This is a genomic window from Lysobacter changpingensis, assembly GCF_017308985.1.
Classification (GTDB): Bacteria; Pseudomonadota; Gammaproteobacteria; order Xanthomonadales; family Xanthomonadaceae; genus Lysobacter_J; species Lysobacter_J changpingensis.
Genome location: NZ_JADWPE010000002.1, coordinates 636,271 through 655,822, shown reverse-complemented (window position 1 = coordinate 655,822; position 19,552 = coordinate 636,271). Strand labels below are relative to the sequence as shown.

Below are 19,552 nucleotides of genomic sequence, written 5' to 3'. Positions count from 1 at the left end.
CAGGCGCGCGTCAGTCGACGCGCTGCACCTTCACCGCCGGCGTGTCGTCTTCCATGCGCATCCACCACGCGCCCAGGAAGCCCGGCGCGATGGTGACCTTCGGGTTGCTCACCGGCCTCGAGAAATACACGTCGCCCTGCACGATGCGCCAGCGCTGGCCGTTGTCCAGCTGCACGGTCTGGCCGGTGGACCATTTGCGCAGTTCGCCGGCCACCGTGCCGGACACCGGCTGGCGTTCGACGCGCTCGGCACGCTTGCCGGCGCTGTCCTGCGTGTGTTTCGCGACCACTTCGGCCTCCACCGCGCGCGCCACTTCGGCGCGGTCCTCGCTGAGCAGGCGGTTGAGCAGCGACAGCTGCTCCTGCGACAGCGTGTCCAGGCCCGTGGCGCGCATCTGCTCGGCGCTCAGGCGCTGTTCGATGGGAACGTAGGTCTTCTCCGCGGCATGCGCCGACGGAGACGGAAGGAACGCATACAGCGACATCACAACGGCGAACGGCAACGACCAGCGCATCGGATCACCTCGTCGGACTCAATCGCGAACGGACATCCCGGGAACGGCCGAGGCCGTCGTCACTTCACGCGCTGCACCTTCGCGCGGGTGTTGTAGCCGTCGACCGCCAGGTACCACGCGCCGCCGAGCAGGCTCGGGGTGATGCGCACCTTGGGGTTGTCGAGCTTGGCGCTGAGCGAGACATCGTCGATCTGCTGCCACACCTGGCCGTTGTCGAGCGTGAACTGGCGCCCCTTGCCGAAGCCGGTGAACGCGCCGGTGATGGCGCCGGCGACCGGCTCGCGCGATTCGCGCTGGGCGATACCGCGGCGGTCCTCGCCCGATTGCTGGCGGACCTCGTCGGCGGCCTTCGCGGTCTCGACTTCCAGCTTGCCCGACAACCACGCGTTGAGGTTCGCCAGCTCCGCCGCCGACAGCTTGTCCAGGCCCGAGGCCTTGAACTGCTCGTAGGTCATCTGCTGTTCGATCTTCTCCTGCGCCATCGCCGCCAGGGCGAAGGGCAGCAGCGCGGCGAGCGCGAGAAGGCGGGCAGGCGGGGCGATGCGGGTCATGCGCTGTTCCTCCAGTCGGATGCGGGCTAGTGTAGACCGTCCCCGCGTCGCCGACTCCAAGGCACATCCGTTCAGCGCCATGGCAACACCGTCCCCCTCGTCGCATCCGGCACTGGCGCATCCGGCCAGCGCGGGCATCCCCGCGCCGCTGCAGCGGGCGATGCAGCAGGCGGCGGCGACCGCCGATGCGGAAGGCGGCGATCCTCCCGAACTGGTGGCCAGCATGCTCGATGCGCTGGCGCTGCTCGGCGCCGACGGCGACACCGCGGCGGCGGCGATCCTCCACGCGCATCCGGCGTGGGAGGAAGCGCTGCGCCCCCGCATCGAACGCGATTTCCCCGGCATCGCGCCGCTGCTGGAAGGCCAGCGCGCCGCCGGGCAGGTGTGGGAACTGCATGCCCAGCGCCACGGCCAGGCCGGCAACGAGGGCCTGCGCCGGCTGCTGCTGGCGATCGTGCGCGACCTGCGCGTGGTGCCGATCCTGCTCGCGCGGCAGCTGGCGCGCATGCGCCACGCCGAGCGTCTGCCCGAAGCCGAGCGCCGCGAACTGGCGACGCTCACGCGCGACATCCACGCGCCGCTCGCGAACCGGCTTGGCATCTGGCAGTTGAAGTGGGAACTGGAAGACCTCGCGTTCCGTTACCTGGAACCGGCGACCTACCAGCAGATCGCGCGCCTGCTCGACGAGAAGCGCACCGATCGCGAACGCTACATCGAGCAGGTGAAGCGCACGCTGCGCGAGGCGATGGCCGCGCAGGGGCTGACGGCGGACATCGCCGGCCGTCCCAAGCATATCTACAGCATCTGGAAGAAGATGCAGCGCAAGAACGTGCCGATCGGCGAGTTGTACGACCTGCGCGCGGTGCGCGTGATGGTCGACAGCCTCGCCGACTGCTATGCCGCGCTCGGCGTCGTGCACGCGACGTGGACGCCGGTGCCCAGCGAATTCGACGATTACATCGCGCGACCCAAGCGCAACGATTACCGCTCGCTGCATACGGCGGTGATCGGCCCGGAAGGCAAGACGCTGGAAGTGCAGATCCGCACGCACGAGATGCACCGCCAGGCCGAGCTCGGCGTCGCCGCGCACTGGAAATACAAGGAAGTCGGCAGCCACAGCGCCGATGCCGCGTTCGACCGCAAGATCGCGTGGATGCGCCGGCTGCTGGAAGCCGGCGGCGAGGGCGGACGCGAGGAGGTGTCGCTCGCGGGCGAGTTCGACACCGAACTGGTGGAGGACCGCATCTACGTGCTCACGCCGAAGGGCGAGGTGATCGACCTGCCCACCGGCGCGACGCCGCTGGATTTCGCGTACCACGTGCATACCGAAGTGGGCCATCGCTGCCGCGGTGCCAAGGTGGACGGACGCATCGTCCCGCTCGACCACAAGCTGCGCAGCGGCGATCGCGTGGAGATCATGACCGCGAAGACCGGCGAGCCGCGCCGCGACTGGCTGGTCGCGGCGAATGGTTTTCTCGCCAGCGGGCGTTCGCGCGACAAGGTGCGCGCGTGGTTCCACAAGCTCGACCGCGCGCGCAACGAAGCGGCCGGCAAGGAGCTGCTCGACAAGGAACTGCGCCGCCTCGGCCTGCTCGGTGCCGACCTCGCGCCGGCGCGGGAGAAGTTCAACCTCGCCAGCGATGCGGAGGTGTACGTGCAGGTGGCGCTGGGCGACATCGGCCCGCACCAGGTGGGTCGCGCGCTGCTCGAGCACGAACGCGCCCGCGAAGCCGCGCAGGCCGTCGCCGCCGCGCCCGCGACGACCACCACCGTCACGCCGCCGACCCCGCGCCGCGCGCCTCGACGGAGCAACGACTTCACCGTGGAAGGCGTGGGCAACCTGCTGGTGCAGCTCGCGCGCTGCTGCCAGCCGCTGCCGGGCGAGGCGATCGTCGGCTATCTCACGCGTGGGCGTGGGGTGAGCGTGCACCGCCCTGGATGCGCCGCGTTCCAGCGCCTGGCGGCCGCGCAGCCGCAGCGCGTGCTGCCGGTCGAGTGGGGCCGCGCGGGCAGCGGCTACGAGGTCGACGTCGAAGTGCTGGCGCTGGACCGCAAGTGGCTGCTGAAGGAAGTCACCAACCTGATCGCGCAGGGCAACGCGCACATGGTCAGCATCCGAAGCGAAAGCGAGCGCAACGGTGCGCGCGTTCGGTTGCGCCTGCGCCTGCGCGTGGGCGACTACGGCCAGCTGTCCACGCTGCTGGGCAAGCTGTCCGCGCTGCCGGGCGTCGAGCACGCGCAGCGCCGCTGAACGCGCGCCGCTGAACGCACGCCGAAAGTTGCGACGGACCCACCACTTTCCCGGCGTTATCCTTGCGTGGTGAGTTCAAAGACGCCCCGCGATCCCAACCCGGACCCCTGGCACGGCCCGCTCGGCGACGATGCGGCCTCGCCGCGTGGTCGCATCGAGCCGACGCTGGGCGCCGAGCCGCGCGAGGAAATGGTCGGCTGGGAGGTCGACGACTTCCGTGCCGGGCCGAAGAAGCGGCATCGCCGTCGCAGCCCCATCGCCGAGCCGGCGCAGCCGTCGCGTCCTTGGGCGTGGCTCGTGGCGATGCTCGCCCTCGCCGCGCTCGGTGCCGGCCTGTTCGTGCTGCGCCAGCCGCTGTCGGACATGCTCTGGCCGGAAACGCGCGCCCAGCAGTTGCAGGCCGACGCCGCACGCGCGCTGGCGCAGGGCCGCCTGACCTCGCCCGACGGTCGTGGCGCCCGCGAGCTGTATGCCGCGGCGCTCGCGCGCGATCCGGACCGCAGCGAAGCGCGCGCAGGCCTGGCGAAGGTCGGCCAGGCAGCGCTGGCGCGCGCCGGCAAGGCGATGAACGCCCGGCGCCACAAGGAAGCGCATTCGATGCTGGCGCTCGCCCGCGAACTGTCCGTGCCGCGTGCGCAGGTCGACGCGCTCGAAAAACGCCTGCGCGCCCGCGAAGCCGCCGAAGCGGGCATCGACACGCTGCTGGCGCAGGCCGCGGCTGCACGCCTGGCGGGCCAGCTCGACGGCAACGAGCACGCAGCATTGCCGCTCTACCAGCGCGTCCTCGCGTTGCAGCCGGCGCGCATCGAAGCGCTCGAGGGCCGCGAGGACACGCTCGCCGATCTGCTCCAGCTCGCGCGCACCTCGCTCTCGCGCGGCGAACTGGCCGAGGCCTCCGCGCGCATCCGCCGCGTGCAGTCGGCCGATCCGGGCCACGTCGACCTGCCCGACGCGCTGGCGCAGCTCGCGCGCGCCGGCGAACAGCACCGCAGCCGCGGCGACCAGGCGCTGCGCCGGGGCCACCTGGACGATGCGCTCGACGAATACCTCGCCGCGCTCGCCGCGATGCCCGACGATGCCGCCGCCGAGCGCGGGCTGATCCAGATCGCCAACACCTACGCCCAGCGCAGCGAACGCTACGCCGCGGATTTCCGTTTCGATGAAGCCGAAGCCGCGTTGCGCGACGCGCGCGCGATCTCGCTGCAGGCGCCGGGCATCGACCAGGCCCAGCAGCGGCTGACGCAGGCCCGGCAGACGCAGCAGCGCTACGGGCAACGCGAATCGTCCGGGCAGCGTGCGCGCCGCATCGACCAGTTGCTCACCGATGCCTCGCGGGCCGAAGCGAACGGCGACCTGCTCACGCCGCCCGGCGACAGCGCGTACGACAAGCTGCGCGCCGCGCAGGCGCTGGCGCCGCAGGATCCGCGCGTGCGCGGCGCGATGGCGCGATTGTTGCCGGCCGCGCAGCGGTGCTTCGAGAACGAACTGCGCGGCAACCGCCTGCGTCGCGCGCGCGAATGCCTGGACGCACGCGCCGTGCTGGAAGGCGAAAGCGCCGCCCTGCGCGACGCGCGCCGGCGTCTTGCGCAGCGCTGGATCGCGGTGGGCGACGAGCGCCTGGGCGCGGGCGAGATCGGCGCCGCCCAGGCCGCCCTGACCGCCGCCCGCGAACTGGATCCGCAGGCGACGGGACTCGGGGAATTCGCCGACCGGCTGCGGGCGGCGTCGGCGGCGAACTAGCGGTCAGTCGCGTTCCAGCAATACGCGACGTACGACGTCGCGCGCGGCGTCCAGCGAGAAGTGGCGCTCGACGTTCGCGAGGCCGCTGCGGGACAGGCGATTCCACAGCGCCGCATCGGTGTAGAGCCGTACCACGGCCTGGGCGAACGCCTCCGGGTCGTTGCCGACCAGCACGTCCTCGCCGTCGCGCAGGTGCATGCCTTCGACCGCGCAGGCCGTCGCCACCACCGGCTGGCCGTGCGCCATGCTCAGGTTTACCTTGCCCTTCACGCCGGCGCCGTAACGCAGCGGCGCCACGGCGATGCGTGCGCCATCCATGTACGGGTCGATGTCGGGCACATACCCGTGCACGACCACGCCGGGGCGTGCGGCCAATGCCGCGATCTCCGGCGGCGTGTCGCTGCCTATGCAGTGGAATCGCACTTCGGGCAATTGCGCGCGGACGATCGGGAACACGTCACCTACGAACCACTGCACCGCGTCGACGTTCGGCGGATGGCGGAAACCACCGACGAAGACCAGGTCGTGGCGTTGCTCGAATGGCAGGCCGCGGCCGCGCACGTGGTGCAGGTTCGACACGATTTCCACACGGGCGCCGGGTGCGTCCTGCGCGAGCAGCGTGCGTTCGACCTCGCTCACGACCAGCGTCGCGTCGCTGCGGGCGATCATCTCCAGTTCCAGCGTGCGGGTACGCTCGGACGCGCGCTTGCGCGCGACATCGCCCGCGAGCTCGGCGCCGCGGCGTTCGCGCAGGTAGTGCAGGTCGACCGTGTCGAAGACCAGCTTGGCCTGCGGCGCGAACCGGCGCACCAGCGGCAGCCATTCGCGCAGGACGTAGTGGCGGCAGATCACGATCGTGTCGAAGGCCCGGCCGTGCGTGCGCATCCATTGTGCGGGCGTCGTCGCGAACGGCGCGTACCAGGCTTCGACGCCAAGCGACTGGAGCCTGCGCGTGTTGTCGCCCGCATGGCTCAGGTCGCCAGGGAAGAACGCCACCTGCGCCTGCTCCTCGCGCAGCAGCCGCATCAGATTCACCAGCCGCAACGAAGCCGAATCGCGATCGGGTTGCGGCGTCGCGCCGTCTACGATGAGCACCCGCCGCGCAGCGCCGGCACCGGCTGCGAGGTACGGGGTTGTTTGCGGTGGCGGCTGATGCTGCAGCGCTTCATGCCATTTTTCGGCGAAAACATGGCGATTTCGCGCCTGGTAGGCCTTCACGCCTTTGGTGTCGTCCACGCCGGCCGTGGTGCCTTCCATGTGCACGACGTGGGCGTGCGGCTGGTAGACGACGCGCAATCCCTTCGCGCGGACCGCGAAGGCCATATCGGTATCTTCGAAGTACGCCGGCTCATAGCGTCGATCGAAGCCGCCCACGCTTTCGAAGAGCGCACGCGGCATGGCCAGCGCCGCGCCGGAGCAGTAATCGGCGTCGCGCACGAACCCATAACGCGGATCGTTGGGGCTTTCGAAACGGCCGTAGTTGTGCGCGGAGCCGTCGGAGAACACGAGGCCGCCGGCTTCCTGCAATCTCCCGTCGGGATACACCAGTTGCGCGCCGGCCAGTCCGATGTCCGGGCCGCTGTCGAACGTCGCCAGCAACGTATCGAGCCAGCCCGGTTGCGGAATCGTGTCGTTGTTGAGGAAAACCAGGAACTCGCCGCGTGCCTGCATCGCGCCATCGTTGCAGGCGGCGATGAAACCGCCGTTGCGCGCACGGCGGTGGTAACGCACGCCTTCGACCTGCGCGAGCGCATCCGCTGTTTCGTCCGAGGAACCATCGTCGGAGACGATGATTTCGATCGGGGCTGACGGCGGATGCGCTGCGATCGCCCGCAGGCACGCCAGCGTGTGCGCGAACTGGTTGTAGACGGGAATGACGATGCTCGCCTTCGGCCGCTGCGCATGCGGCACCGCGAACGGTGCGAACGGCTCCGCCTGAGGCAGGTACAGTGCCAGACGCTGCTCCATCGGCACGGTGTGGAACTGCTTGAGCACCCGCTCCCACGAGGCGCGCACGCCGCGCGTGCGCACGCTGGCGAGCCCCCGGCGGACAAGACCGGTTCCCCGGTCGTAGAAGAATCGCAACTCGGTCCAGCTCAGGCCCATCGGATCATCGTCATGCTGAAGGAACTCCCTAACGCGAACGGCGGTCCCGCACCCCGTTCGCGGGGCCGCCGGCCGGCTGCGCTAGACTCGCGGGCACGAGGGCGCAGCCCCGCCATTGTCCCATGCCGTGGCCCGAATCCAGTACGACGAAGACGACAACGACGACACCGAGCAGCGCGACGCCCCGCAATGGCGCCGGCGGCTGGTCATCTGGGTACTCGCGGCGATCGGCCTGGGGCTGGGCTTCCTGGTCCCGTACACCCTCTACCTGAACCATGAAGTCGGCGAGCGCTTCGGCCAGCTGAAGTGGCAGATCCCCACGCGTGTCTACGCGCGACCGCTGGAACTGGCGCCGGGCCTGACCCTGGATTCGGCGACGCTCAAGACCGAACTCGATGCGGCGGCCTACCACGAAGGCGACGGGACGCGCCCGGGCACCTACGCGCGCAAGGGCGGGCGATGGCTGGTGTCCAGCCGCGGCTTCCAGGACGTCGACGGCCCGGTGCCGGCGCGGCGCATCGAAGTGGTGCTGTCCGGCAGCAAGGTCGCCTCGGTGCGCGATGCGTCGGCGAAGCGCGCGCTGAAATCCGTGCGCCTGGACCCGGCGCGCATCGCCACGCTCTACGGCCAGAAGAACGAGGAACGCCGCCTCGTGCGCCTGCGCGAGGTGCCCGAATTGCTGGTCACCGGCCTGCAGGCGGTGGAAGACCGCGATTTCAACAGTCACCACGGCATCGACGTCAGCGGCATGGTTCGCGCCGCCTTCAAGACCGCCACCGGCAGCACGCAGGGCGCGAGCACGCTGACCCAGCAGCTCGCGCGCAGCGGCCTGCTCGGCATCGGCCGGGAGCGCACGCTCAGCCGCAAGGGCAAGGAAATCCTCTACGCCCTGCTGATCGAAGCGCGCTACGACAAGGGCACGATCCTGGAGGCGTACTTCAACCAGGTCTACCTCGGCCAGCGCGGCGCGCAGGCGATCCACGGCGTCGCGGCGGGTTCGGAGTTCTGGTTCGGGCGCGACTTGTCGGACCTGAGCACCGAACAGATCGCGCTGCTCATCGGCATCGTGCGCGGCCCGTCGTACTACGACCCGCGCCGCAATCCCGGGCGTGCGCTGGAACGCCGCAATTTCGTGCTCGGCGAGATGCACGAAACCCACCTCATCGACGACGCCGAGTACCAGCGCGCGCTGAAGGCGCCGCTCGGCGTGACCACCGATCCGGGCAGCATCGCGGCCAACCGTTTCCCGGCCTATGTCGACCTGATCCGTCGCCAGCTGGCGCGCGACTATCCCGCCGACGCGCTCGCCGGTGCGGGCCTGAGCGTGATGAGCGGCATGTCTCCCTCCGCGCAGGCGATGGCCGAAGGCGCGGTCGCGCGCACGCTCAAGGGCCTGGACAGCAAGCGTCGTCCGCCGTTGCAGACCGGCCTGGTGGTCACCGACGTGCACAACGGCAACGTGGTGGCCGTCGTCGGCAGCCGCAGCGTCGCCGAACACGGTTTCAATCGCGCGATCGAAGCGCAGCGTCCGGTCGGTTCGCTGCTCAAGCCCTTCGTCTACCTGCTCGCGCTGGCGCAGCCGGGCAGGTATTCGCTGGCCAGCTGGGTCGACGATTCGCCGGTCACCGTCGCGCTGGGCAAGAACAAGAACTGGAATCCCGGCAATTCCGATGGCCGCAGCCACGGCACGGTGCGCCTGGTCGATGCGCTGGCGATGTCCTACAACCAGGCCACGGTGCGCGTGGGCATGCAGGTCGAGCCCGAACGCATCGCCAGCCTGATCCGCACGCTTGCCGGCATCGAAGCTCCGCCGCATCCGGCGCTGATCCTCGGCGCGGTGGACCAGAGCCCGTACGCGATGGCGCAGCTGTACCAGTTCCTCGCATCCGGCGGCGAAATCCAGCCGCTGCACGCCGTGCGCGGCGTGCTCGACGCGAACGGAAAGGCGCTCAACCGCTACGACAAGGAGCCGGCGCCGGCGCAGGAAGGCGACGCGATCGCCGCGCGGCTGATCACCATCGCGCTGCAACAGGCGGTGTCCAACGGCACCGGCACGCAGCTCGTGCGCGACGGCCTGGGCCGGCTGTCGCCGGCCGGCAAGACCGGTACGTCGAACGACGGCCGCGACAGCTGGTTCGCCGGCTGGACGGGCGACCATCTCGCGGTGATCTGGGTCGGCAACGACCAGAACAAGGAAACCGGCCTGTACGGCGCGACCGGTGCGATGCGCGTGTGGTCGTCGATCTTCTCGCGCCTGCCCACCGCGCCGCTGGAAGTGGGCAACAAGGGCATCGACTGGCAGTGGACGATCGGCTCCAACTCCACCGACGCCGATTGCCCCGGCGCCCGCCGTTTCGCCTATGTCGCCGGCTTCGCGCCGCAGTACGCGCCGTGCCCGCAGCCCGAACCCGTCGAGGAAGAGAGCGGCGGCTGGCGCGAGTGGTTCGGCTTCGGCCGGAAGGAAGAGGAGGCCCCGCGCGAGGAGGCCCCGCCGCAAGAGACCCCGTGATGAACCCCCGCATCCCCCGCATCGTCCTCCACGCGCTGGCGCTGTCCGTCCTGGCGGCCTGCAGCAGCACTCCGCCGGCGCCGCCGGCCCCGAGCATCGACGCCGTCGCGGCGGTCGCCGCGATCCGTGCCGCCGGTGGCGCCGCCAGCACCGAGCTGGACGTGCAGCCGATCCGCGATCCCCAGGTCGAAGACCTGCGCGAGGACGCCGAACGGCTCGAACAGAGCGGCCAGTACGCGCAGGCCGTCGCCGCGCTGGACCAGGCGCTGCAGCTGAACCCCGACGATCCCGCGCTGCTGCAGGAACGCGCCGAGGCCGCGTTGCTGGTGAAGGACCTCGCCGCTGCCGAGCGCTTCGCGAAGCTCGGCGTCGAGCGCGGTTCGAAAGTCGGCCCGCTGTGTCGCCGCCACTGGGAAACCATCGCCCAGGTGCGCCAGGCGCGACCGGTTCCGCTGGAAGTGCCAGGCGAAACCGTCGCCGACGCGCGCCGCGAGCGCGACGCGTGCACCGTCGCCGCCCCGCCGCGCTACTGAGCGGCAGCGGCGTTCCGACACACCGGATCGCGACGCCGCATCGGCGCTCGTCGCATTCATCTCGAATGCGCTTCTGACCGGCTCCTCCCATCGCGCAGGCTAGAATGGCCCGGTGCACGCGGCGTCGCCGCGGATTCCCGTGATCGGCAGGTGTCGTGAGTGGGGCGGCCACGTGGGATGGCCGGAGGCGCGAAGCTCGCGCCGCGCCATTCACAGGAACCGTCGAGACCATGCAGGCCGCGCCGCCATCGCCCATCGAAACGAGCTTCGACGACGCCTCCATCGAAGGTGCGACGGCCGATGCGCGCGCCTTGAGCCGCCTCGCGCAGGCGAGCCGCGACGCGCTGTCCGAAGGCGGTGAACTGGCGCGCAACATCCCGTCCTTCGCGTCCCGTCCGGCGCAGCAGGACCTCGCCGCCGCCGTCGCCGATGCCGTCGATCGCCGCGGCACGCTGCTCGCCGAAGCCGGCACCGGAACGGGCAAGACCTTCGCCTACCTCGTGCCGGCGCTGCTGTCGGGCAAGAAGACCATCGTTTCCACCGGCACGCGCGCGCTGCAGGACCAGCTCTACCATCGCGACCTGCCGCGCGTGCGCGACGCGCTCGGCGTGGGGCTCAAGACGGCGCTCCTGAAGGGACGCGCGAATTACCTGTGCCATTACCGCATGCGGCAGGCGCAGGGCGAACCGCATCTTTTCAAGGGCGCGTTCAGCTCGCGCGAGATGGCCGCGCAGTTCCAGCGCATCGTCGCGTGGTCGGGCCGCACGCGCATGGGCGACCTCGCCGAACTCGACGCGCTGCCCGAAGACTCGCCGCTGCTGCCGATGGTCACCAGTACCGCGGAAAACTGCCTCGGCAGCGAGTGCCCGTTCTTCAACGACTGCTTCGTCGTGCAGGCGCGCCAGCGCGCGCAGGCCGCGGACCTGGTCGTGGTGAACCATCACCTGCTGCTCGCCGATCTGGCGCTGAAACAGGAAGGTTTCGGCGAAATCCTGCCGGGCGCGCAGACCTTCGTCGTCGACGAGGCGCACCAGCTGCCCGAACTCGCCGCGCAGTTCTTCGGCGAAGCGCTGAGCGCGCGACCCCTGGTGGAGCTTGCGCGCGACGCGCTCACCGAATGCAGGCAGGTCCCGTCCGCGCTCGCCGCCGTGCAGGATCCGGCACGCGCGCTGGAGCAGGGCGTGCGCGCGCTGCGTGCCGCGATGGACGAACTGCCCGTGCGCGGCACGCGACGTCGCGCCGCGGAGGATGCCGGCGTCGAACAGGCGTTCGACGCGCTGGAACACGCGCTGCGTGCGTTCCATTCGGCGGTCGTGCCGTTCGCGTCCGCGTCGCCCGGATTCGATGCGTGCGCGGCGCGCGCGGTGGAATTCGAAGGACGTTTGAAGCGCTGGCGCGATGGCGAGGACGTGCCCGTCGACGAAGCCGCGGAAACGCCGGATGACGAAAGCGTCGCGGGTGAGAGCGAGGCGGAGTCGTCACGCAAGCGCGCCGACGACAGCGTGCTCTGGTACGAACTCACCGCACGCGGTTTCCGCCTGAGCCGCACGCCGCTCGATGTCGCGGGGCCGTTGGCGCAGCATCGCGCGCGCTCGCAGGCGGCATGGATCTTCACGTCCGCGACGCTCGCGGTCGGCGGGCGTTTCGAACATTTCGCGATCAAGCTCGGCCTGTACCTCAAGGGCGAGGATCCGCCGCACACGCTGCTGGTGCCCAGTCCGTTCGATTGGGAAACGCAGGCGCTGTGCTACCTGCCGCGCGGCCTGCCCGAGCCGATCGTGCGTCACTACAACGAGAGCATGATCGAGAAGATCAGGCCCGTGCTCGAAGCGTCCAACGGCCGCGCGTTCGTGCTGTTCGCCTCGCATCGCGCGCTGCGCGAAGCCGCCGAGTTGCTGAAGGACGGGCCGTGGCCGCTGTTCGTTCAGGGCGAGGCGCCGCGCCCGGTGCTGCTGGAACGCTTCCGTGCATCGGGCAACGGCGTGCTGCTGGGCGCGGCGAGTTTCCGCGAAGGCGTCGACGTGGCCGGCGATGCGCTCAGCGTGGTGGTGATCGACAAGCTGCCGTTCGCTGCGCCCGACGACCCGGTGTTCGAGGCGCGCCTGGATGCGATCCGCCGCAACGGCGGCAACCCGTTCCGCGACGAGCAACTGCCGCAGGCGGTGATCGCGCTGAAGCAGGGCGCCGGCCGCCTGATCCGCAACGAGAACGATCGCGGCGTGCTCGTCCTGTGCGACCCGCGCCTGACCAGCAAGACCTACGGCAGCGTGTTCCTCAATTCGCTGCCGCCGCTGCCGAAGACGCGGCGGGTGGAGGATGTGGCGGCGTTCTTCGATAGGCGGGAAGGAGGCGGCGCGTGATGCACGGGAACGACAGGCAGGACGACGACCTGGCGCCCGAGGAGGCCGCGGCGATCGTGGCCTCGCTCGAGGCGGAGATTCGCGAGGCGATATTGATGTATTGCCCGGAACTGGAAGCCCGGGTCGTCGCGCCATTTTGTGTGCAATGCGATGAGGGCGAAGCCTGGGTGGTGGCCCGCGAACGCGAGGCCGCACTCTTCATCTCGCTGGAATTCGAGCAATGCGGCGTAGGTTTCCTGGACGAGGATGGCATGCTTCGCGAAAGCACGCGGTACCCCGACATCATCCAGGCAGCCCAGGCGTTTGGATGGGCCGTTTCGAACACCGCGACACCGGCCACCTCACATTGATCCACGCGGCGGAACCCAATGAACCTGCTCGCCTTTGAGACCTCCACCGAAGCCCTTTCCGTCGCGTTGTCCATCGACGGCGAGGTGCGCGAGCGGTTCGAGATCGCCCCGCGCCGGCATGCGGAACTCGCGCTGCCGTGGGCGGAAGAACTGCTCGCGGATGCGGGCCTGAAGCGCGCGCAGCTCGACGCGATCGCCGTCGGTCGTGGGCCCGGTGCGTTCACCGGTGTGCGTCTTGGGATCGCGCTGGCGCAGGGGATCGCGCTTGCGCTGGATCGGCCCGTCGTGGCGATTTCGACCCTGGCCGCGCTTGCGATGCGCGCCGATGCGCACGCTACCGGCGCGTCGCGCGTGTTCGCCGCGATCGACGCGCGCATGGGCGAGGTGTATTCGGCAGCGTTCGAACTGCGCGACGGCGACGCCCGCGCACTCAGCGATGAGCGTGTCAGCGCGCCCGGCGATGTGGTCGTGCCGGGAGAAGCCGGCGGCTGGATCGGCGTGGGAACCGGCTTTGCTGCGACGGAGCATGCGTTGTCGGAACGGCTGGCGTCACGCTTCGTTTCGATCGACGCAACGCAATTGCCGCATGCGGCGGACGTCGCGCGGCTCGCGGCGATGGCCTTCGCACGTGGCGATGCGGTCGCGGCCGAACGCATCGAGCCGGCCTACCTGCGCAACAACGTCGCGTTGACGTTGAAGGAGCAACAGGCGTTGCGCGAGTCGAAGCGGTAAGCCACGCGTGTGGCGTTAGCGCTTTCACTCCACTCATCCTGTCATCCCGGCGAAGGCCGGGGCAGGGCGTCAGGGCAGCCGCGGGCGATGGCTTTTGTCGCCCGGGTAAGGCCGAAGGCCGCACCCGGGATCGCCACGTCGCCTCGACCTCAGACCATCAAGCGCCACGGATGCGCTTCGCTTGCCCGGGCTACAACCGCGGCGTAGTCAACGCCTCAGTCGTCCACCAGCGTCCCGCCCGGCAGGAAGTTCCACGTCCGCGTGACGTGCAGGATGTCCGGGTTCTCGTCCGTGCGCGGCAGCGGCGCATACGGTTCGGCGAGTTTCGCGATGCGCAGCGCGGAGGCATCCAGCAACGGAATGCCGCTGGTGCGCACGATGTCGGCGCGCTCGACCGAACCGTCGCGACGGATCGCCACGCTGATCACCACCTGTCCCGCGAGCCGGCGGCGACGCGCTTCATCGGGGTAGTTGAGATTGCCCACACGCTCGACGCGATCGACCCAGTCGCGCAGGTAACCGGCCCACACGTACTCCTGCGTGCTGGCCGAAACGAACTTGCGCGACGGGCGCTTCGCGTAGCGTTCCGAACGCATGTGGATTTCGGCCGCCAGTCGCGCCATCTGCATGTCACGCTCGATCTTCTCCTCGCCGCGCGGCAGTGCACGTTCGCTCGGCGACGGCGTGCTGCGCGGCGTCGGCGTGGCGGTTTCGCCGCGCGTGCTGGCGACCACGCGCGCCTGCGGCGCCGGCTGCGGCGCGGGCGACTGCGCGCGCAGCGTACGCGGCGCGATGCCGGTGGCCGCCTGGGGCAGCGGGCCGGACTGCGCATCGCGCGGACGCGTGCTCTTGTCGTGTTCGCCGCCGCCCTGGTTGTTGGCCTGGGCGAGGAAATCGGCCTGTTTCGGCGTCAACGCGCTCGTCGTCTGGGTGAGGATCACGTCCAGCGTCGGCATCACCGGCGCGGCGGTTTCCAGCGTCCAGCCCACGCCCAGCAGCACGATGCCGTGCACGATCAGCGACAGCACGAAGGTCGCGCTGACGCGGCCATTGCCGGCCGGTTCGTAGGGAGTGGCGACTGCTGCGTTCATGCGTGCCTAGCGTACGCGTCGATCGTGGCTGCCGGAGCGGAATTGCGTCGGGATTTCACGCGCCGATCCGGCGTTCGATCGCGTCGAACAGCAGGCCGGCGATGTTGATCCCGAACTGCGCATCGAGTTCGCGGATGCACGTCGGGCTGGTGACGTTCACCTCGGTGAGGTAATCGCCGATCGCATCCAGGCCGACGAACAGCATGCCGCGGCGCTTCATTTCCGGGCCGACCTGTGCGGCGATCCAGCGGTCGCGCTCGCTCAGCGGACGGCCTTCGCCGCGCCCACCGGCGGCGAGGTTGCCGCGGAATTCGTCGCCCTGTGGAATGCGCGCCAGGCAGTAGTCCACCGGCTCGCCGTCGACCAGAAGGATGCGCTTGTCGCCGTCGGTGATTTCGGGGAGATAACGCTGCGCCATCGCGAGGCTGTGGCCGCCCTGCGTGAGCGTTTCGAGGATGACGTTGAGGTTCGCTTCGCCGGCGCGCGCGCGGAAGATCGAACGCCCGCCCATGCCGTCCAGCGGCTTGAGCACGGCGTCGGTGTGTTCGTTGACGAAGGCTTTCAGCGCGGCCGGATCGCGGCTCACCAGCGTCGGCGGGCAGCACTGCGGGAACAGCAGCGCGGCGAGCTTCTCGTTGTAGTCGCGCAGGCCCTGCGGGTCGTTGACGATCAGCGCGCCGGCGTTCTGCGCCAGGCCGAGGATCTGCGTGTCGTGGATGTATTCGCTGTCGACCGGCGGGTCCTTGCGCATCAGCACGACCTGTCCCGGCCCGAAGCGCAGCGTCGCGAATTCGCCCAGTTCGAACCAGCCGTTCTTGTCGTCGCGCACGCGCAGCGGGGCGACGATCGCCTCCGCCGCGCCGTCGCGGACCGACAGCCCGCCGGGTCGCACGTAATGCAGCCGATGCCCGCGGCGTTGCGCCTCCAGCAGCATGGCGAAGGTGGAATCCTTGGCGATCTTGATCGACCCGATCGGGTCCATCACGACGACGATGTCGAGCGGCATGGCGGGCTGCTGGGGGAGGGTCGGGGGATGGTAGCAGGCGAGAAACGCGCAGAGAGGAACGGGAAACGAGGGGGTGCCACCCCACCCATCACTCGTTTCTCGTTCCTTTCCGCTGGTTCCGGGCTAATGAGACCGCCGTCCCGGCTCGGCCCCGAAGTGCTCGGAATTGTCACTTCGTTACGGTATATGCAATGGGCGTGCCCACCATCGTCGCCTGACCGCCCCGCGGCACCTCAAGCACGATCCGGATGCGGAACCGGCCGGGCCGGCTCCGTGGCGCATTCAGCTTGCCTGCCGGAACGGCTGCTTGACAGCTTCCGCGCGGCTTGGAATAAAGGCGACTGGCGAAGTGCCTGCACACGGCGGCATTCGCATGGGGGAATTCGAAAATGCTAGACGAGGTCCGCAACGGCAGCCTCGGCGGTCTGAAAGTCATGGTCATCGATGACTCGAAGACGATCCGCCGAACCGCCGAGACGTTGCTCAAGCGCGAGGGGTGCGAGGTGGTCACCGCCACCGACGGCTTCGAGGCGCTGGCGAAGATCGCCGATCAACAGCCGCAGATCATCTTCGTGGACATCATGATGCCGCGGCTGGATGGCTACCAGACCTGCGCGTTGATCAAGAACAACCATCTGTTCAAGGGCACGCCGGTCATCATGCTGTCCTCCAAGGATGGCCTGTTCGACAAGGCGCGCGGACGCATCGTCGGCTCCGAGCAGTACCTCACCAAACCATTCACACGCGAAGAACTGCTCGACGCGATCCGCACGCACGTAAACGCCTGACCGGGGGGTAGGGCACCAATGGCACGTATTCTTCTGATCGAGGACTCGCCGACCGACACGGCGGTCCTGACCCAGCTCCTGGAGCGCAACGGACACCAGGTCCTGGCCTCGGGCAATGCCGAGGACGGCATCGAGACCTGCAAGCGCGAGAAGCCGGACCTGGTGATGATGGACGTCGTGCTTCCGGGCATGAACGGCTTCCAGGCCACGCGCGCGCTGTCGCGCGACGCCGACACCAGCGCCATCCCGGTGCTGATCGTCAGCACCAAGGGCATGGACACCGACAAGGCCTGGGGCATGCGCCAGGGCGCGCGCGACTACATCGTCAAGCCGCCGCGCGAGGACGAACTGATCGCCCGCATCAACGCCCTGCTGGGCGCCTGAGCCGGACCCGCCGATGCTCCATTCGCCCTTCGACGTGCTGGTGGATTACGAGCGCCGCAGCCTGGCGCACGTGGTCGGCCTGCCCGAACAGCTCGACGCGCCCGGCCTGTGGCGCGGCGTGGGCTACCGCATCGGCGCCCGCCGGCTGGCCTCGGGCTTCGGCGAAGTGCTGGAAATCCTGCCGCTTCCGCAGGTCACGCAGGTCCCGGGCGCGCAGCCCTGGCTGCTCGGCCTGGCCAACGTGCGCGGCAACCTGCTCCCCATCGTCGACCTGAAGCAGTTCCTCGAAGGCGAGCGCACCGTCCTGCACGAAAGCCAGCGCATCCTGCTCGTCCGCCAGCCCGGCGGCGACGTGGCCGTGCTGATCGACGAGCTCTACGGCCAGCGCAGCTTCCACGAGCAGCACCGCATCGAACTCACGCCCGGGCAGGACGACGACGAAGACATCGTCGCGCTGACCCAGGGTCGTTACGCGCATTTCGTCGAACGCGGCTATCGCCTCGACGCGCACACGTGGGGCATCTTCAGCCTGGACAGGCTGGCCCGCACTCCCGAATTCCGCCAGGCGGCATCCGACATGCCGCATCGCATCAGCAACGTTGAGGTTCAACCATGAGCACTGTTATGGATAGCGCTGCCGGCAAGGGCCGCAATCTTGGCGTCAACACCTGGCTGGTCGTGCTGGGCGTATCGGTGCTCATCTTCGGTTTGAACACAGGCTACGCGACATGGAAGGCCGCACGCCTCGGCGGCGCGAGCTCCTCCGCCTCGGACCTGCAGGTGAATTCGCAGAAGCTCGCGGTGCAGGGCCAGGAAGCGGTGAGCGGCGACGCCGCCGCGTTCTCCGCGTTCAAGGAAACGCGCGCGCAGATCGTGAAGGACGTCGAGCAGCTCAACGCCAACTTCGGCCAGACCGCCGGCGTGGCCGGGCCGATCAACACCGTGACCGACACCTGGGGTCCGCTCGGCAAGAGCGCCGAACAGGTGGTCGCCTCCGAAAAGGCCGTGCTGGCGCTGGCCGGCAATGCCGACAGCTTCGCCAGCCGCGTGCCGCAGTTGCAGGCGCGCCTGGACGAACTGGTTCGCGCGATGTCGGCGTCGGGTTCGCCATCCTCGCAGGTCTACATCGCGCTGCGCCAGGTGGTGCTGTCGGGCAAGATGGCCGAGCGCATCACGCAGATCCGCGCCGGCGGCAGTGGCGCCGCACTCGCCGGTGAGGCGCTGGGCCGCGACGCGGCGGTGTTCGGCAACGTGCTGACCGGCCTGCGCAAGGGCGACGCCGCATTCGGCGTGACCCCGCTGGGCAACGCCAACGCGATCGCCGCGCTCGGCCAGGCCGAAACGCTGTGGCTGGAAATGAAGAAGGACCTGGACGCGATCCTGTCCTCCTCGCAGAACCTGTTCGCCGCGCAGGCCGCCGCCGAGTCGATCACCGGTGGCTCCAACAAGCTGCTGACCGACAGCCAGGCGCTGTTCCGCGCCTTCACCTCGTTCGGCTCGGTGCGTTCGACCAACCCGATCGGCCACATCCTGGTGTCGATCATCTCGGGCCTGGTCGCGCTGCTCGCCATCGTCTTCCTGGTGGTCTCGCTGAACAGCCAGCAGAAGAAGCGCTACCTGACGACGAAGGAACTCAACGACCGCAACCAGGAGGCGATCATGCGCCTGCTGGACGAAATGGGTTCGCTCGCAGAAGGCGACCTGACCGTGAAGGCGACCGTGACCGAGGACATGACCGGCGCGATCGCGGACTCGATCAACTTCGCCGTCGAACAGCTGCGCAGCCTGGTGCAGACGATTACCGACACCTCGGTGCAGGTCGCGGCCAGCGCGCAGGAAACGCAGGCCACCGCCATGCACCTCGCCGAGGCCGCCGAACACCAGGCGCAGGAAATCAACTCCGCCTCCAGCCGTATCAGCGAAATCGCGGCGTCGATCAACCAGGTGTCGCGCAACTCGGCCGAATCGGCGGACGTGGCGCAGCGCTCGGTGCAGATCGCGACCAAGGGCGCGGGCGTGGTGCGCCAGACAATCGCGGGCATGGACAGCATTCGCGACCAGATCCAGGAAACCTCGAAGCGAATCAAGCGACTGGGTGAGTCGTCGCAGGAAATCGGCTCGATCGTGGAACTGATCAACGACATCTCGGAACAGACGAACATCCTCGCGCTGAACGCCGCAATCCAGGCGGCCTCGGCGGGTGAAGCGGGCCGCGGCTTCGCGGTCGTGGCGGACGAAGTGCAGCGACTCGCAGAACGCGCATCGAACGCGACCAAGCGAATCGAAACGCTGGTGCAGACGATTCAGTCCGACACCAACGAAGCGGTGTCCTCGATGGAACAGACGACCTCCGAAGTGGTCGCCGGTGCGCGACTGGCCGAGGACGCGGGTACCGCGCTGGGCGAGATCGAAAAGGTGTCCAGCGATCTGTCCAACCTCATTCAGGGCATTTCGAGCGCGGCGCAGCAGCAGTCCAGCGCGGCATCGAACATCACCGCCACGATGAACACCATCCAGTCGATCACGGCGCAGACGTCGCAGGGTGCGAACCAGACCGCCGCGTCGATTGGAAACCTGGCGCAACTGGCCGCCGACCTGCGCCGCTCGGTCGCCGACTTCAAGCTGCCGGCCTGAGCA

16 protein-coding genes are annotated in these 19,552 nt (G+C 69.4%); 11 read left to right on the top strand and 5 right to left on the bottom strand.

The window, feature by feature from the left end:
- Positions 1 to 10 precede the first annotated feature (10 nt).
- Positions 11 to 514, bottom strand: a complete 504-nt coding sequence (locus I4U41_RS04640; protein ID WP_206859940.1) for a hypothetical protein — start codon at positions 512 to 514, stop codon at positions 11 to 13.
- A gap of 59 nt (positions 515 to 573) precedes the next feature.
- Entirely contained in the window at positions 574 to 1,065 is a 492-nt protein-coding gene (locus I4U41_RS04635; RefSeq protein WP_206859939.1) for a hypothetical protein, read from the bottom strand.
- 79 nt (positions 1,066 to 1,144) lie between these two features.
- Between I4U41_RS04635 and I4U41_RS04630 the strand changes: the two genes are divergently transcribed.
- A complete protein-coding gene (locus tag I4U41_RS04630) occupies positions 1,145 to 3,316 on the top strand; it encodes a RelA/SpoT family protein (RefSeq protein ID WP_206859938.1) in 2,172 nt (723 codons plus the stop codon).
- A gap of 66 nt (positions 3,317 to 3,382) precedes the next feature.
- Positions 3,383 to 5,056: a tetratricopeptide repeat protein gene (locus I4U41_RS04625; protein ID WP_320415138.1), complete on the top strand. Its 1,674-nt coding sequence runs from the start codon at positions 3,383 to 3,385 to the stop codon at positions 5,054 to 5,056.
- A gap of 3 nt (positions 5,057 to 5,059) precedes the next feature.
- On the opposite strand, the gene I4U41_RS04620 is transcribed toward I4U41_RS04625, so the two are convergent.
- Positions 5,060 to 7,162, bottom strand: a complete 2,103-nt coding sequence (locus I4U41_RS04620; RefSeq protein ID WP_206859937.1) for a glycosyltransferase — start codon at positions 7,160 to 7,162, stop codon at positions 5,060 to 5,062.
- A gap of 127 nt (positions 7,163 to 7,289) precedes the next feature.
- Between I4U41_RS04620 and mrcB the strand changes: the two genes are divergently transcribed.
- The 5 genes from mrcB (at position 7,290) to tsaB (ending at position 13,646) form a co-directional block, all read left to right on the top strand.
- On the top strand, positions 7,290 to 9,671 hold the full coding sequence (gene mrcB, locus I4U41_RS04615; protein WP_206859936.1) for a penicillin-binding protein 1B: 2,382 nt from the start codon (positions 7,290 to 7,292) through the stop codon (positions 9,669 to 9,671).
- Entirely contained in the window at positions 9,671 to 10,204 is a 534-nt protein-coding gene (locus I4U41_RS04610) for a tetratricopeptide repeat protein (protein ID WP_206859935.1), read from the top strand. Before mrcB ends, I4U41_RS04610 begins: the two co-directional genes overlap by 1 nt.
- Before the next feature lie 311 nt (positions 10,205 to 10,515).
- Positions 10,516 to 12,564: a DNA repair helicase YoaA gene (yoaA, locus tag I4U41_RS04605; protein ID WP_206860404.1), complete on the top strand. Its 2,049-nt coding sequence runs from the start codon at positions 10,516 to 10,518 to the stop codon at positions 12,562 to 12,564.
- Positions 12,564 to 12,914 carry a hypothetical protein gene (locus tag I4U41_RS04600; protein ID WP_206859934.1) on the top strand — a complete coding sequence of 117 codons (351 nt, stop codon included), beginning with the start codon at positions 12,564 to 12,566 and terminating at the stop codon, positions 12,912 to 12,914. The genes yoaA and I4U41_RS04600 overlap by 1 nt, the downstream gene beginning before the upstream one ends.
- A gap of 18 nt (positions 12,915 to 12,932) precedes the next feature.
- Positions 12,933 to 13,646, top strand: a complete 714-nt coding sequence (tsaB, locus tag I4U41_RS04595; protein ID WP_206859933.1) for a tRNA (adenosine(37)-N6)-threonylcarbamoyltransferase complex dimerization subunit type 1 TsaB — start codon at positions 12,933 to 12,935, stop codon at positions 13,644 to 13,646.
- Positions 13,647 to 13,861: 215 nt separating this feature from the next.
- On the opposite strand, the gene I4U41_RS04590 is transcribed toward tsaB, so the two are convergent.
- Entirely contained in the window at positions 13,862 to 14,737 is an 876-nt protein-coding gene (locus I4U41_RS04590) for an energy transducer TonB (RefSeq protein ID WP_206859932.1), read from the bottom strand.
- Between the two features lie 55 nt (positions 14,738 to 14,792).
- Positions 14,793 to 15,743: a glutathione synthase gene (gshB, locus tag I4U41_RS04585; RefSeq protein WP_206859931.1), complete on the bottom strand. Its 951-nt coding sequence runs from the start codon at positions 15,741 to 15,743 to the stop codon at positions 14,793 to 14,795.
- Positions 15,744 to 16,132: 389 nt separating this feature from the next.
- Between gshB and pilG the strand changes: the two genes are divergently transcribed.
- The 4 genes from pilG to I4U41_RS04565 are packed head-to-tail and all read left to right on the top strand — an operon-like array spanning position 16,133 to position 19,549.
- On the top strand, positions 16,133 to 16,531 hold the full coding sequence (gene pilG / locus I4U41_RS04580; protein ID WP_115843698.1) for a twitching motility response regulator PilG: 399 nt from the start codon (positions 16,133 to 16,135) through the stop codon (positions 16,529 to 16,531).
- 18 nt (positions 16,532 to 16,549) lie between these two features.
- Positions 16,550 to 16,915, top strand: coding sequence for a response regulator transcription factor (locus I4U41_RS04575; protein ID WP_206859930.1), 366 nt, complete (start codon positions 16,550 to 16,552; stop codon positions 16,913 to 16,915).
- 13 nt (positions 16,916 to 16,928) lie between these two features.
- Positions 16,929 to 17,531, top strand: coding sequence for a chemotaxis protein CheW (locus I4U41_RS04570; RefSeq protein WP_206859929.1), 603 nt, complete (start codon positions 16,929 to 16,931; stop codon positions 17,529 to 17,531).
- Entirely contained in the window at positions 17,528 to 19,549 is a 2,022-nt protein-coding gene (locus I4U41_RS04565; RefSeq protein ID WP_206859928.1) for a methyl-accepting chemotaxis protein, read from the top strand. The genes I4U41_RS04570 and I4U41_RS04565 overlap by 4 nt, the downstream gene beginning before the upstream one ends.
- Positions 19,550 to 19,552 lie beyond the last annotated feature (3 nt).

Bases quoted from the DNA above. Each gene is read 5' to 3' on its own strand.
- I4U41_RS04640 (WP_206859940.1), bottom strand. From the start codon at position 514: ATGCGCTGGTCGTTGCCGTTCGCCGTTGTGATGTCGCTGTATGCGTTC.
- I4U41_RS04635 (WP_206859939.1), bottom strand. From the start codon at position 1,065: ATGACCCGCATCGCCCCGCCTGCCCGCCTTCTCGCGCTCGCCGCGCTG.
- I4U41_RS04630 (WP_206859938.1), top strand. From the start codon at position 1,145: ATGGCAACACCGTCCCCCTCGTCGCATCCGGCACTGGCGCATCCGGCC.
- I4U41_RS04620 (WP_206859937.1), bottom strand. From the start codon at position 7,162: ATGGGCCTGAGCTGGACCGAGTTGCGATTCTTCTACGACCGGGGAACC.
- I4U41_RS04610 (WP_206859935.1), top strand. From the start codon at position 9,671: ATGAACCCCCGCATCCCCCGCATCGTCCTCCACGCGCTGGCGCTGTCC.
- I4U41_RS04600 (WP_206859934.1), top strand. From the start codon at position 12,564: ATGCACGGGAACGACAGGCAGGACGACGACCTGGCGCCCGAGGAGGCC.
- tsaB (WP_206859933.1), top strand. From the start codon at position 12,933: ATGAACCTGCTCGCCTTTGAGACCTCCACCGAAGCCCTTTCCGTCGCG.
- I4U41_RS04590 (WP_206859932.1), bottom strand. From the start codon at position 14,737: ATGAACGCAGCAGTCGCCACTCCCTACGAACCGGCCGGCAATGGCCGC.
- gshB (WP_206859931.1), bottom strand. From the start codon at position 15,743: ATGCCGCTCGACATCGTCGTCGTGATGGACCCGATCGGGTCGATCAAG.
- pilG (WP_115843698.1), top strand. From the start codon at position 16,133: ATGCTAGACGAGGTCCGCAACGGCAGCCTCGGCGGTCTGAAAGTCATG.
- I4U41_RS04575 (WP_206859930.1), top strand. From the start codon at position 16,550: ATGGCACGTATTCTTCTGATCGAGGACTCGCCGACCGACACGGCGGTC.
- I4U41_RS04570 (WP_206859929.1), top strand. From the start codon at position 16,929: ATGCTCCATTCGCCCTTCGACGTGCTGGTGGATTACGAGCGCCGCAGC.
- I4U41_RS04565 (WP_206859928.1), top strand. From the start codon at position 17,528: ATGAGCACTGTTATGGATAGCGCTGCCGGCAAGGGCCGCAATCTTGGC.